General features: G+C 42.1%; 10 protein-coding genes and 4 pseudogenes. 9 read left to right on the top strand and 5 right to left on the bottom strand.

Translation table 11 applies throughout. The features are described from left to right. Positions 1-139: 139 nt before the first annotated feature. The 3 genes and pseudogenes from F995_RS16545 to F995_RS16540 all read right to left on the bottom strand — a co-directional run. Positions 140-412 (bottom strand): annotated as a pseudogene (locus F995_RS16545) (IS982 family transposase); the annotation flags it as partial. 27 nt (positions 413-439) lie between these two features. Next, entirely contained in the window at positions 440-1,141 is a 702-nt protein-coding gene (locus F995_RS15880; protein WP_004282341.1) for an IS1 family transposase, read from the bottom strand. Between the two features lie 40 nt (positions 1,142-1,181). Beyond that, positions 1,182-1,544 (bottom strand): annotated as a pseudogene (locus F995_RS16540) (transposase); the annotation flags it as partial. On the opposite strand from F995_RS16540, the pseudogene F995_RS15870 reads away from it, so the two are divergent. The 8 genes and pseudogenes from F995_RS15870 to mdh all read left to right on the top strand — a co-directional run. Continuing rightward, positions 1,533-2,063: pseudogene (locus F995_RS15870) on the top strand (TolC family protein); the annotation flags it as partial. The pseudogenes F995_RS16540 and F995_RS15870 sit on opposite strands and share 12 nt — an antisense overlap. Continuing rightward, positions 2,053-2,463: pseudogene (locus tag F995_RS16535) on the top strand (transposase); the annotation flags it as partial. The pseudogenes F995_RS15870 and F995_RS16535, both read left to right, overlap by 11 nt. A 306-nt stretch (positions 2,464-2,769) precedes the next feature. Further along, positions 2,770-4,926, top strand: coding sequence for a TonB-dependent siderophore receptor (locus F995_RS15865; RefSeq protein WP_004647799.1), 2,157 nt, complete (start codon positions 2,770-2,772; stop codon positions 4,924-4,926). A 71-nt stretch (positions 4,927-4,997) separates the two neighbouring features. Continuing rightward, positions 4,998-5,609 carry a DUF4198 domain-containing protein gene (locus F995_RS15860; RefSeq protein ID WP_004647798.1) on the top strand — a complete coding sequence of 204 codons (612 nt, stop codon included), beginning with the start codon at positions 4,998-5,000 and terminating at the stop codon, positions 5,607-5,609. A 42-nt stretch (positions 5,610-5,651) separates the two neighbouring features. After that, entirely contained in the window at positions 5,652-5,933 is a 282-nt protein-coding gene (locus F995_RS15855; protein ID WP_004647796.1) for a hypothetical protein, read from the top strand. A gap of 3 nt (positions 5,934-5,936) precedes the next feature. Further along, positions 5,937-7,496, top strand: a complete 1,560-nt coding sequence (locus tag F995_RS15850; RefSeq protein WP_004647795.1) for a PepSY-associated TM helix domain-containing protein — start codon at positions 5,937-5,939, stop codon at positions 7,494-7,496. Then, positions 7,493-7,765, top strand: a complete 273-nt coding sequence (locus F995_RS15845; protein WP_004647794.1) for a hypothetical protein — start codon at positions 7,493-7,495, stop codon at positions 7,763-7,765. Before F995_RS15850 ends, F995_RS15845 begins: the two co-directional genes overlap by 4 nt. Before the next feature lie 255 nt (positions 7,766-8,020). Continuing rightward, positions 8,021-9,193 carry an iron-dependent methanol dehydrogenase gene (gene mdh / locus F995_RS15840; RefSeq protein WP_004647793.1) on the top strand — a complete coding sequence of 391 codons (1,173 nt, stop codon included), beginning with the start codon at positions 8,021-8,023 and terminating at the stop codon, positions 9,191-9,193. A 514-nt stretch (positions 9,194-9,707) separates the two neighbouring features. Here the strand turns inward: mdh and F995_RS15835 are convergent. Then, entirely contained in the window at positions 9,708-10,889 is a 1,182-nt protein-coding gene (locus tag F995_RS15835) for a helix-turn-helix domain-containing protein (protein ID WP_004647792.1), read from the bottom strand. Positions 10,890-11,090: 201 nt separating this feature from the next. On the opposite strand from F995_RS15835, the gene F995_RS15830 reads away from it, so the two are divergent. Further along, the gene (locus F995_RS15830) at positions 11,091-12,602 is read left to right on the top strand and encodes an acetaldehyde dehydrogenase ExaC (RefSeq protein WP_004647791.1); all 1,512 of its coding nucleotides are present in this window, start codon (positions 11,091-11,093) and stop codon (positions 12,600-12,602) included. A 177-nt stretch (positions 12,603-12,779) separates the two neighbouring features. On the opposite strand, the gene pnuC is transcribed toward F995_RS15830, so the two are convergent. Further along, positions 12,780-13,349 (bottom strand): nicotinamide riboside transporter PnuC, encoded by a 570-nt coding sequence (pnuC, locus tag F995_RS15825; protein ID WP_004647790.1) that lies wholly within the window; start codon positions 13,347-13,349, stop codon positions 12,780-12,782. Positions 13,350-13,353: the final 4 nt, after the last annotated feature.

Below are 13,353 nucleotides of genomic sequence, written 5' to 3'. Positions count from 1 at the left end.
CATCATCTAAAATTCCATTGAGTAAATCATACGCTGTTTTTTTTATTTTTCTTTAGCGTTTTCTTTCATATTCATTGCCTGCTTAAAATAGCTTTAGTGTATCAAGCTATTTTGAAAGCTTATTTAACTCGAATCCTGCTTAAGCCGATGAGTCCTTAATTTGAATTGTTGGCTTATTTCGATGGGTTAATTGATATCCACATAGTGAGGCGTAAATTCCACGCAGAAATCCATGAAGACTACGTGCTTTACTCGTCAATAAATTGTATTGCCCCTTCAATAAACTGAATAATGTTTCTATCTTATTGCGTTGTCTTAGGTGATATTCATCTGATGCACAAAGTTGAATAGCCTGCATATTCTTTCGATCATAAATAATTAAATCAATACCTTGATCTTTCAATCTAATTTTGGTGGTGTTTCAAAAAGTATGCTGGCATTAAACGAATCCATTATTGATATAAAAGAACACTAAATCAAAGGCTTTGAAATGATTTTCAAGCTTTTTGGAGAAGTTGCAGCTTCTCCTAAAGCCTCGCCTGATTCGATGCCGTAATCGACAATTATTGCCTTCTATACCCACAGTGAAAAATTTACCAATCAACTGTTTGCATTCTTTAAAGGTCGTAACAAAGCTATCCCAATGGTCACTTGATATACATGTATAGCTTACACCTAACTGCTTCAATTTTAATTTAAGTCGTTTTGCAGTGGCTAAATCTCGGTTACCCCATACATAAGCAACAATTTCACCTGTTTCTCGATGATAGGCATAAATTAGCCATTGTTTATTTTGCTTATGACCAACAAAAGTCCAAAACTCATCTACTTCAAGGGTTTCATAATGACTTTGCTGTGCTCGAAGTTGATATTTTGATTGGCTAAGTGTCCGTAGAACTTTACCGATACTTACTCTTTCAATTTCTGCTATATCCCTGACACCACTGCCTCGCACCATGAGGTGTAATATTTTGGTTTTGATACCTGAGTGACAGCCTTGATAACTGAGAGCATGATCACCAATAAATTGACGTCTGCATATTTTACATTGGTAATTTTGCTTACCATCTACTTTTGTGCCATTTTTCTTTATACTGTCACTTAGGCAGGCTGGACACTTGATTTCTAGAGTTATTCGCATTTCTCTATTTTATCAAAATCCAACCTGCTTTTTTTCAGCATACTTTTTGAAACACCACCCTAATTTTTAATTCTTGGCTGATGTAACCTCGATCCCCGTAAAGTTTTGCTTCTACACCAGCAACCAATTGCTCAACCATTTTTATGTCAGCAACATGTCTATTCGATAAAGCAGAACAGGCAATTTCACCAAATTGATTCATCGCAATATGTAATTTACAGCCATAAAACCAGCCCATTGAGCTTCTACCATGTGATGCAATTTGGATTAATGATTTATGACGCTGAATACGTTGATTTTTACAAATTGGCAGAGTTGTTGAATCAATTCATAAATATTGTGTACCTTGGCCTTTCATCAGTGTCACATGTAAAGCGTGTAGAGCTAATTCATGCATACCCAATTGGCTCAAGCCAATGTGAAAGCCCAGCAAGCGGCAAAAAAACCGAATGTTTTTGCTTTTGGCGAATATAGTCTGGATCAAAATGAAAACTGGATTGTCGGAGTTGCCGCACGCTATAACCTGTTTTCCGGGATCGATAAAAACAAGAATATTCAGGCTGCCGAACTCAAACGCTCTGCTACAGAATTACTCACTGCACGCACCCAGCAAGAAATTGAAAATCTGATTTATAAATCTTATAGCGAAGCACTCAGTGCACAGCAAAGTGATGCACTTCTGGCACAAAACTTGAAAGCCGCACAGGAAAATTTACGCATCCAAGAATTGTCTTTTAAAGAAGATATGGGCACCGCCACACAGGTCATCGATGCACAAAATATGCTGAGCGGACTACGAGCTGAAACTGCCTTGAATGCCTACAAATATGTGATGTCACTGGCCACCCTATTACAAAGCCATGGCTCGATTACAGAATTTCCGAACTACATTCAACATACCAATACCCACTATAGATGCTAAAACTCTTCAAATACGAGCAGTTCAGCTCACAACGAATAATGTGAGTGATTCACGAATCCTTGGGGAGTTACTTGATCAAATTCCGTTGGATGAACAGATTGATTCAGTTTATACAGACGAGGCTTATAACACCAAGCAATGCCGTCAAGTCATTGCAGACCGGTAAGCATATGCGGTAGTTCCCTCCAGAAAAAATGCAAAGCCTTAGAAAACTACAAAAGTTCATTCGCAAGAGCGAAATGAATTACTTCGAACCGTTAAATGTTTAGGCAGGACACTATGGAAGAAATGGTCAGGCTATCATCGGCGAAGTTTGGTCAAAACCAAAATGTATTGCATTAAATTATTAGGCGATAAATTAACGGAATTAGGTCGACCTCATACCCAAGTTGTCACTTGAATTCGAGTAACTTAGAAAAGATCTATCTCTGAAGCCTTTATGCAACAAAGTCACTCCAGATTGAGGATTTGAAAATTTATAGTGCAGTATATAAACAAATTGGTTCAGGAGCACAAAAGTAAGGTAATAACATCTTTTTTTAACAGTGATATTTTATTGTTCCCTACTCCTTACATTAAACTTTTATTTGTAGATTTACCTATCATTAACTCATTTTTCATTTGGATTTCCTATTATATTGAGATTGCTTTAAGAGATATTAAACAATAATATTACTGATAATTATTATCATTTACATTAACTAAAATGTTTTATACCGTTCCTCCATCATTTAAGCTTTCTCTTCTTAGTCTTGCAATTTTAGTGTCCCAGCAAAGTTTTGCCGATGATACTCAGCAATTACCGACGATTACAGTTACAGCGGAATCAGAACAGAGTGAGCTCAGCTCCGAACAGAGTAAGGCTTATATCATCCAAAATTCGTCAACCGCCTCAAAACTGAATATTCCACTCAAGGAAACGCCGCAAACAGTCAATGTCATCACTCGCCAGCAACTGGATGACTTTGCCTTAGATAATACCCGGGAAGTACTGCGTAATGCCCCTGGCATTATTGTCAACAATCAGGAAACGGAACGGAGCTCCTACCTTGCCCGAGGTTTCGAGATTTCGAATGTTTTAGTGGATGGCGTTGGTATTCCACTCGAAGGCTATAATTATAATAATGATAATCCGGACAGTTTTTTGTTTGACCGTATCGAAGTGGTGAAAGGCGCAAATGCCTTAAATAATGGAATTGGCGATCCTGGTGCAACCATTAACATGATTCGCAAACGCCCTACTCAGGAACTTCAGGCAGCCTTGAATGCCAGTTACGGTTCATGGAATACGCAGCGCTATGAAGCAGATATATCCTCTCCTCTCACCCAGGATGGAAAAATCAGAGGCCGTGTATTTGGCTATCAACAGAATGGTGACAGTTATCTGGATCGTTATGAACTGGAAAAAAACGGCATAGGTGCTGTTGTGGAGGCAGATGTAACTGACACAACCCTATTGACCGCAGGCTATACTGAAAGCAATCATAAGCCGAATGGTGTGAATTGGGGTTCTAATCCACTGATCAATACCGAAGGCGAGCAGCTCAGTTACTCACGGAATTATAATTACAGCCCAAGCTGGACCTATTGGGATAGCAATATTAAAAGTTACTTTGCCGAGCTTGAACAAAAACTGGCAGGCGACTGGACAGCCAAACTGACTTATGATGAAAAACGCACACAACGTGATTCAAAACTCTTGTTTCTGTCTGGAAAACCTGGCGCAAATGGCACTTCAGGTATCTTCCTCTACCCAGGCATGTATATTGATGACAATACAGAACAACAAGCCAGCCTGAGTTTTAGCGGCACCTATCCGCTTTGGGGACAACGCCATGAAGCCTCATTGGGCTATGTCTGGGCCAAAAATCGTCTGGATGAATTGGGTTATGCTGGCAGCTTTGTCAATCCGCTGACCACAGATTTAGCCAGCTTTACACCAGAAGAACCAAGCTGGGATCTATCGAAAACCAGTGGGGAAATGCATATCCGGCAGAAGAACCAGAGCCTTTATGCTGCGACCCGACTGCATCTGAATGATGATCTGAAACTGCTTTTAGGTGCGAACTATGTTCAGGCTGAAAGCAGTGGTAGCAGTTATGGGACCGACACCATTTATGATGAAGATAAAGTTTTACCCTATGCCGGTTTGACCTATAACTTTAGCCCTGAATATACAGGTTACCTGAGTTATACCTCGATTTTCCGTCCGCAAACCACCAAAGCAGATGATGGCAGCATTAACAAGCCGATCGAAGGTGAAAGCTATGAAGTCGGAGTCAAAGGTTCTTGGCTAGATGACAAGCTTACCGCCACCATGGCCGTGTTTAGAACGGAGCAAAGTAATTATCCGCTTCGTGATTCTGATGGTATTCCGACTTTACGCAAGACTCAGGTTAGTGACTTGCGTTCCCAAGGCTACGAGTTCGGCTTGGCGGGACAACTGAGCGACCATTTAAACTTAAGCTTTGGTTATACCCAGTTTAGCCTGAAAGATCTGATCAATGGCGGTGATGCGCGTACCTTCAATCCAACCCAGTCTTTTAATCTTTTAACTACCTATCAGGTGCCGCAACTTCCAAAACTGAAACTGGGCCTTGGTGTGCAGTGGCAAGATCAGACCTATCTAGATGTGCCTGAAGCAACCGCCAATGGAGTGATTACCCAGAAAGCTGGAATCATTGAGCAGGATGCTTATGCGCTCGTGAACTTAATGGCCAGCTATGAGCTGAATGAGCATATGACCTTGCAAGCCAATGGTAATAACCTGACCAATGAAAAATATCTGTTCAATTTCCCCAATCAGCAAGGTTTTTATGGTGCACCAGCGAATTACAGCGTTGCCGTGAAATTTAAATACTGATTTTCAAGCTTAGCCTTAATGACATGTTCAGGGCTAAATCATCACTACATACACAAAAATAGGTAAAACAAATGAAAAAAATGATCGCTTTGACCCTTGGACTGTCTATGACACTTTCAGCTCAGGCGCATATGCTTTGGCTAGAACGTGGCACAAATCAGCAGACTCATGCGTTCTTTGGTGAATATAGTGAACAGCTCAAAGAAACGCAGCAAGGTGCCCTCAAGTCTTTCAATCAGGCAAAGGCCGTTCAGGCCAAAAAAACATTTAGTCCTCAAATGCAACAGGATCATTTGCTCTATGCAACCCAAGGCCAGACCGATGTCCAGCTCACTCATGAATTGATCTATGGAGAATCATTGCTGAGCTATCATGCCAAATCCGGCAGACAAAACTTGAAAGCAGAGTCCGAACTGGATATTGTCCCGACCCAGATCAACAGCAATACATTTACGGTACTGTATCAGGGTAAAGCTGCTGCGGATGTTGAAGTCACAGTCTTTTCCCCGCAATTCTGGCTAAAAAAATACACCACCAACGGCCAAGGCCAGATTACGATCGCCACGCCATGGAAAGGTCAATATGTCATTGAAGTTGGCAAAGAAGCAGACAAGGCCGGAAAATTGAATCAGCAGGCCTATAAAAAACAGTATCTGGTAACGACTTTAAGTTTTGTTTATTAAGTTTTTAGATTTTCATCAGTATAGATTTATTCAAGGCCAAATATGATGTCTGTTGTAGTGCAGCCACTCGCCATTTTCTATCGCTTAGGCATGAGCTTTGGGATGGGCTACTTGTGCAGTTATTTGATCGCACTCGATCTGGCTTACTTTCTACAGGCTTTTCTGCCCAAAGCAGAATCCGTCTATTTGGCCGCCGTTATTGCCCTGATTTTTTATGTCTGTTTTGTGATTGGCATCTTCTGTATCCAGAGTTTAAAAAAGCTTTCGGTCTATAGCCTGCTTCCTTTCCTTAGCTTATTTACCATCTCCCGCTTCATAGGTTAAACCATGCATAAATCTGTCCGTCAATCCATGGCATGGCTACATTCATGGTTAGGTTTAAGTTTTGGCTGGCTGCTCTTCGCGATCTTTTTAACAGGCGCGGTCACCTATTACCGGCATGAAATCAGTATATGGATGCAGCCTGAATTTGCCTCAATACAAGTCAATCAGGAAACTGCCTTAAAATCTGCTTACAGCTATTTACAGCAGCATGCACCGGACGCCCAAAACTGGTATATCGGAGTCGCCAATCAAGATTCACCTGTGAATAAAGTCTACTGGCAAAAAGCGGATGGTGGCTATGAAGTCAAAACCCTGGATGCTTCGACAGGAAAAGAATTAAACCTCTCGGCCACCCAAGGGGGAGATTTTTTCTATAATTTTCATTTTCAGCTCTATGGTATGCCCTACACCATTGGTCGGCTGATTGTGACGATTGCTGCCTTTATCATGTTATTGACTCTGATTTCAGGAATCATTACCCATAAAAAAATCCTGACAGACTTTTTTACCTTAAGAGCATTTAAGGGGCAGCGCTCCTATCTGGATTTTCATAATGTTAGTTCAGTGATTGCCCTGCCGTTCTTTTTGACCATGACATTTACCGGGCTGGCGATTTTCTTTTATATCGTACTGCCTTCCGGCATGAAAAAACTCTATCCAGACAATCCCTTTCAGTATTTTGAAGAAATTCGCACAGTCAATGTATTGGCCAACTCTGTGGTTCCGGTGAAAACCGAGATGCTGCCAATTCAACATTTTATTAGCACGGCGCAGCAACACTGGGGACATGCGGAATTTGACAATATCACGGTCAAGCAGCCCAATACCCAGCTGGCACACATAACCTTAACACAGCTCAAAGATCATTCCATTACCAGAAATCAGGCACAGCTCATTTTAAATGCTGCTACCGGAAAATTGCTTGAAAATACACGCAATGAAAGTGCAATTGCCACACTCAATGCCGGCATGTATGGTTTGCATATGGCACGTTTTGCTGAACCTGCTTTACGTTTAGGATTGTTTTTCTCTGGCATATTGGGCTGCGCCATGATTGCCTCCGGTCTGCTGCTGTGGAGTCTGAAACGCCAGATTCAGAAAAAATCAGCGCGGTTTCATCTCGGACATTATTTGGTGAACCGCTTGAATATCACCATGATACTTGGCTTGCCGATTGCCATGCTGGCTTATCTCTATGCGAATCGTTTTATCAGCATCCCTGTAGGTGCACCAAATTATGAGATTTATAGTTTTTTCAGTATTTGGCTCGGCAGTTTCATTCTGGCATGTTTAACACCGCAGCAATATTTATGGAAAATTCAGCTTAAAATCCTGATTGGTACTGCTTTTATGCTGCCGCTGATCAATATTTATTATCTCATTTTCCATGATTATATTGATTCTTTTACAACTTACTGGCCATTTCTGCGAATCGATCTGATGCTGTGGAACTTGGCACTTCTCGCCCTATTGTTACACCAGAAAATTACCCCTATTCAGCAAAAGGCGGTCAATAAAATTCACGCCAAACTAAAAGTTACGCAACAGGAATCATCAACATGATATGGATTGCAGTGATCGGTCTGCTTTGGCTGAGCTGTTTTGGTTTTTATGCGGTAAGTGCAAAGCAGATCCTAAAAACCCGAAAATCTCGTTACGCTTTTTTAGCTAATTTTCCTACGCACACTAAATTCACTGCGGGTATTTTCTTATTCGTCGCGATGTTTTTATTACGTACCCAGTTTAGCTCCAGTATTAGCTTTGTGGCTTTATGGGTATTTCTAAGCCCTGTACTGTTTATCTTTATCTTAAAAATGAATAAAGCATTTTAGTATTTATTTAAAATCAGAAAGTAGTAAACAGCCTAGTGCGCTACTTACATGCCCTCTATTGAACCAATCTACTCAGTATCTGCTAAACCTTGCCAACCTACTTTTAAATATTTCAGATTCATTATTTTGGCTAGAATCAGAAATTTAAATTGGTAGGTATTTGGTAGGTAGGATTCTTTTTAACTTCATCCAATACTTATATTACGGTGAGGGTCACCGATAAAATAATCAATTAATGGTAGAAGGAATCACGCCATGGCTTTTAAAAATATTTCAGATCAAACTAACGGTTTTTATATTCCCTGTGTTTCACTTTTTGGTCCGGGCTGTGCTAAAGAAATCGGGATAAAAGCACAAAATTTAGGTGCCAAGAAAGCGCTGATTGTAACTGATGCGGGGCTGTTTAAATTTGGTGTTGCAGATGATATTGCAAATTATTTGAAAGAGGCGGGTGTTGACAGTTATATTTTCCCAGGCGCGGAACCCAATCCAACTGATATTAACGTGCATCATGGAGTTACAGCTTATAATGAAAATGCCTGTGATTTTATTGTATCGTTAGGTGGGGGTTCCTCACATGACTGTGCCAAAGGCATTGGTCTAGTCACTGCAGGTGGCGGACATATCCGTGATTATGAAGGGATTGATAAAAGTACCGTCCCGATGACACCACTGATTGCAATCAATACCACGGCAGGGACGGCTTCGGAGATGACACGTTTCTGTATCATTACCAATACCGATACCCATGTGAAAATGGCGATTGTAGATTGGCGTTGCACACCACTCATTGCAATTGATGACCCTAAACTGATGTTGGCCAAACCTGCCGGCCTGACTGCGGCAACAGGGATGGATGCTCTGACACATGCGGTTGAGGCCTATGTATCTACGGCTGCTAATCCCATCACTGATGCCTGTGCAGAAAAGGCGATCACCATGATCAGTGAATGGCTCAGTCCCGCAGTGGCGAATGGGGATAATCTAGAAGCACGGGATGCCATGAGCTATGCTCAATATCTTGCCGGAATGGCCTTTAATAACGCCTCTTTAGGATATGTGCATGCGATGGCACATCAGCTCGGAGGCTTCTACAACTTGCCGCATGGTGTTTGTAATGCAATTCTGCTCCCCCATGTTTGTGAATTTAACCTGATTGCTTGTCCTGAACGTTATGCCAAAATTGCCCAATTGATGGGGGTGAATACAGAAGGCTTAACCGTAACTGAAGCAGCTTATGAAGCGATTGGCGCCATTCGTCAGCTTTCGGCTTCAATTGGTATTCCATCTGGGCTGACGGAATTGAATGTAAAAGAAGCTGACTTGGCCATCATGGCGGAAAATGCACAAAAAGATGCCTGCATGCTGACCAATCCACGTAAAGCCAGCCATGCCCAAGTGGTAGATATTTTTAAAGCGGCGATGTAGTGCCTCAATGTAAGTCTTCTCTCCAAGCATCTGACTTACATTTTTAACAGCCCCTGTTTCATTTCCTGAGGAAGTGTGCCAAGAGCAGACATGCATTTTCCTGTTCCTGGCTGATCCTTTTGCCTTCATAAGAGGATAAAAGCGGGGGGTGTTTCTTTTTTATGAAGTCCCCTTCATTATGAATATCGACATTAATCCCATGGTAGAAAAATGCCACGATTTTTTTAGCCCGTCCCAGCCAGAAAAAATTTCCCGTCGTATGATCTTAATATCATATTTAATCTCTGAGGAATAAACTGCGCGTCCTTCAAATGACATGAAGGTGAGCGTAGCTGATTTTGATGAAGAGCATCCCATCAAGCGGCTGGTCAAACTGGGTAGCCACTGATAAAAATTTTAGGATCAGGTTCAGTCTAAATTAATAAGCAAACCCACAGTAAGCAAGGATAATACTTAATATTCCAGAATATTCCTATTTTAACTGTTTAGCTTTGTACCGACAGTTACATCAGCTTTAAAGATTTTTATATTTTAACAGAGTCTGATGAACGGGATGGTTTTTGGGCATCAGTTCAATCAGGCGTTCTACAGCATCAATCGCTTCAGGAAAATGTGCCACATGTTTCAGCAAGACATCGGTTTCATTAGCCTTGAAAATGGCATCGCTCAGGCGTGATTCCAGACAATCTCTCCAAGCGCATAGAAATGGACTTTCTGTTTTGGCCAGAAATACGCCGGTACATAATTTCAAGGCTGAATCGATATACCCAGCATCTAAAGATTGCTCTGTCATTAAAAAATCAGCCTCTACATGCGCCAATAAACGATAGGGTCTGGAACCCAGCATACCACCTAATAAATCGCGTAATTGTGACATTTCTGCTTTTAAAGTACCCATACTGACCTTGCGCTCGCCATATAAGGCTTGATGCAATGTATCTAGACTCAGACCCTGCGGACATAAGGCTAGAATGGTCAGAATTTCAATCTGTCGAGGAGTCAGAACCAACATCTTGCCATTAAACAGCACTTGAGGTACTGAAAAAGCTCGAATAAACAGGCGCTGCTTCTGGCATTCTAGTAGAGCCGACTGGATGATCGTAGCACAGCGCTCCGCAGCTAGTAGTGCTAAACTGTTATGCTTTGGCCAGGTAGTCGACAGATCAATGACACCTAAGACCTGTTTTGAATAGGGATCAATAATCGGGGCAGCGTAACAAACCCAATCATGAATGGAGGACATGTAATGTTCACTGGAAAAGACACAGCTGGATTGTTGAGTTTTTAAGGATAATGCCAATGCATTGGTTCCGACTAGCTCTTCGCGCCATTGCCCACCTTCAATAAAATGTACACTTTCTGCGGCACTTTGCATTTGTGGGCTAGAAGCTGCCCAAATGATGGTGCTGCCGATATCTCCGACCGCCAGCACCATAGAAGATTGCTCGGCAATATGTTTTAAATCCTGAGCACAATGTTGCAGGGCTTGGGCTAAAGTTGAGGAAGAAGTGGTCTTTTTTAAATCCGTCAGCGGTGCTGCTAAACGATTCTTCGGGATTTCAGCCGAGGATGAACGTTGCCAGGAGCTGGCAATACTCTGTCCCAGCTGTTCTGCATGTAAGGGAGACAAACTGCTGTTTTGCCGAAGCTGATCAGTATTGTGCCTTTTTTCCATCAAATCTTGTTTTGTCATCATTCCTTATTCTCACAACAATTCATGATTTACATCCGCTGTAATCGTTATTTTTTTAAAATGGATGAAAATATCGTGAACATGCTAGCCCCAACCTTTTTCCAACCTTATACCAGTTATATTAATCAAATAAGGTGCAGAAGTACCTTATACCAAAGCTGTAGAAGCGGTTTTGCCATACGAAAATAAGCAAAGGAAATAAATATGCGTTACGTCGATCCTAATCAACCTGATTCAAAAGTTCATTTTAAAGCACAATACGAGAATTTTATTGGCGGCGAATGGGTCGCTCCGGTCAAAGGTGAATACTTTGACAACATCTCTCCGGTAGATGGCAAAGTCTTTACCAAGGTTCCGCGTTCTTCTGTAGAAGACATTGAATTGGCCCTGGATGCAGCGCACAAAGCCAAAGAACAATGGAACAGAGCATCGCCGACCACCCGCTCCAATATTCTGTTGAAAATTGCCGATCGTCTGGAACAAAATCTGGAACTGCTGGCAGTGGCAGAAACCTGGGATAACGGCAAACCGATCCGTGAAACGCTGGCTGCCGATATTCCGCTGGCTATTGACCATTTCCGTTATTTTGCCGGCTGTATTCGTGCGCAGGAAGGCGGCATTTCCGAAATTGATGAAGATACGATTGCTTATCATTTTCATGAGCCGTTGGGCGTCGTGGGTCAGATTATCCCGTGGAACTTTCCGATTCTGATGGCTGCCTGGAAACTGGCACCTGCCCTGGCTGCGGGCAACTGCATTGTGTTGAAACCTGCAGAACAGACTCCGGTCAGCATTCTGGTGCTGGCTGAACTGATTCAGGATATTTTGCCACCGGGTGTCCTGAATATCGTCAATGGTTATGGGGTTGAAGTCGGTCGCCCGCTAGCCACCAACCCACGCATTGCCAAGATTGCGTTTACCGGTTCTACCTCCGTCGGTCAGATGATCATGCAATATGCGACTGAAAATATTATTCCGGTGACTCTGGAACTTGGCGGTAAATCACCAAACTTGTTCTTTGCCGACATTATGGATCAGGAAGACGATTATCTGGACAAAGCGCTGGAAGGTTTTGCCATGTTTGCCCTGAACCAGGGTGAAATCTGCACCTGTCCATCGCGTGCGCTGATCCAGGAAAGTATTGCTGACGAATTTCTGGCGCGTGCCGTTGAACGGGTGAAACGGATTAAAACCGGGCATCCGCTGGATACTGACACCATGATTGGCGCGCAAGCCTCACAGGAACAGCAGGACAAGATTCTGGGCTGTATTGCCACTGGTCGTGAAGAAGGCGCACAGATCCTGACTGGTGGTGAAGCACGTCAGGAAGTGGGTCAAGGTTTCTATATTGAGCCGACTATCTTTAAAGGCACCAATGACATGAAGACCTTCCAGGATGAAATCTTCGGGCCTGTATTGGCTGTGACCACCTTTAAAGACTTTGATGATGCGATCAAGATCGCCAATGATACGATTTATGGACTCGGTGCCGGTGTCTGGTCACGCTCAGCGCATACCTCTTACCGTGCAGGCCGTGCTATTCAGGCAGGTCGGGTCTGGACTAACTGTTATCACATCTACCCTGCGCATGCGGCTTTCGGTGGCTATAAAAAATCCGGCATTGGTCGTGAGAATCACAGAATGATGCTGGATCATTATCAACAAACCAAAAATCTGTTAGTGAGCTATTCGACCAAACCAGCCGGGTTCTTTTAAGAAGTGAAATACATTCAAAGCGAACTTCGGTTCGCTTTGAATGTATGGTAGCTAGCTTTCACAAAATATCAGCAACATCTTCAAGCTGCGGCCAATTCAAATAAAGTTTTTAGTCTATAAACACTTTTTTTAAAGGAAAGAGCATCACCTCAAATTTCTATTTGCAATAGTGTCATTTCAAGATAATTTCACTCTATAAAGATTTCGCCACATTCTCCAGCCATTGAGTGCCAGAAGAATAAAAATAAAATAAAGCACGGCGGTTAAATACAATGACTTATAGCTATACATGCCGACATAAATCACATCTAACACACACCATAATCCCCAGCTTTCAATATATTTTTTTGCCGCCCAATAACTTGCCACCAAGCTAAAAGAGGCTAACATGGAATCCAACCAAGGGAGTGATGCTGTGGTGAAATGAGCAAATAAAGCGCCAATCACCAGACCAGCGACGATACCCACAATCAGGCTATATACCCAGATTTTCTGATTCAAATAGCCAACTTGTACGCTGAGATCCTGATCTTGATCTTTTTTCGTCCAGCTATACCATCCATACAGTTGCATCAAGATAAATACAGCTTGTAATGCTGCGTCTGCAAATAAATTGACACGATAAAAAATAATGATATACAGAAATACAGCGACAATATTCACCAACCAGCAGGCTTTATATTGTTTAGACGTCAACCAGACACCTAAAACGTTTAAAATAAACGCTGCAATTTCTATATTTTCCATAGCA

Origin of the sequence: Acinetobacter sp. CIP A162 (genome assembly GCF_000367905.1) — a bacterium.
GTDB lineage: Bacteria > Pseudomonadota > Gammaproteobacteria > Pseudomonadales > Moraxellaceae > Acinetobacter > Acinetobacter lwoffii.
This window is presented reverse-complemented; position numbering and strand designations above follow the sequence as displayed.

Bases quoted from the DNA above. Each gene is read 5' to 3' on its own strand.
- F995_RS15880 (WP_004282341.1), bottom strand. From the start codon at position 1,141: ATGCGAATAACTCTAGAAATCAAGTGTCCAGCCTGCCTAAGTGACAGT.
- F995_RS15865 (WP_004647799.1), top strand. From the start codon at position 2,770: ATGTTTTATACCGTTCCTCCATCATTTAAGCTTTCTCTTCTTAGTCTT.
- F995_RS15860 (WP_004647798.1), top strand. From the start codon at position 4,998: ATGAAAAAAATGATCGCTTTGACCCTTGGACTGTCTATGACACTTTCA.
- F995_RS15855 (WP_004647796.1), top strand. From the start codon at position 5,652: ATGATGTCTGTTGTAGTGCAGCCACTCGCCATTTTCTATCGCTTAGGC.
- F995_RS15850 (WP_004647795.1), top strand. From the start codon at position 5,937: ATGCATAAATCTGTCCGTCAATCCATGGCATGGCTACATTCATGGTTA.
- F995_RS15845 (WP_004647794.1), top strand. From the start codon at position 7,493: ATGATATGGATTGCAGTGATCGGTCTGCTTTGGCTGAGCTGTTTTGGT.
- mdh (WP_004647793.1), top strand. From the start codon at position 8,021: ATGGCTTTTAAAAATATTTCAGATCAAACTAACGGTTTTTATATTCCC.
- F995_RS15835 (WP_004647792.1), bottom strand. From the start codon at position 10,889: ATGATGACAAAACAAGATTTGATGGAAAAAAGGCACAATACTGATCAG.
- F995_RS15830 (WP_004647791.1), top strand. From the start codon at position 11,091: ATGCGTTACGTCGATCCTAATCAACCTGATTCAAAAGTTCATTTTAAA.
- pnuC (WP_004647790.1), bottom strand. From the start codon at position 13,349: ATGGAAAATATAGAAATTGCAGCGTTTATTTTAAACGTTTTAGGTGTC.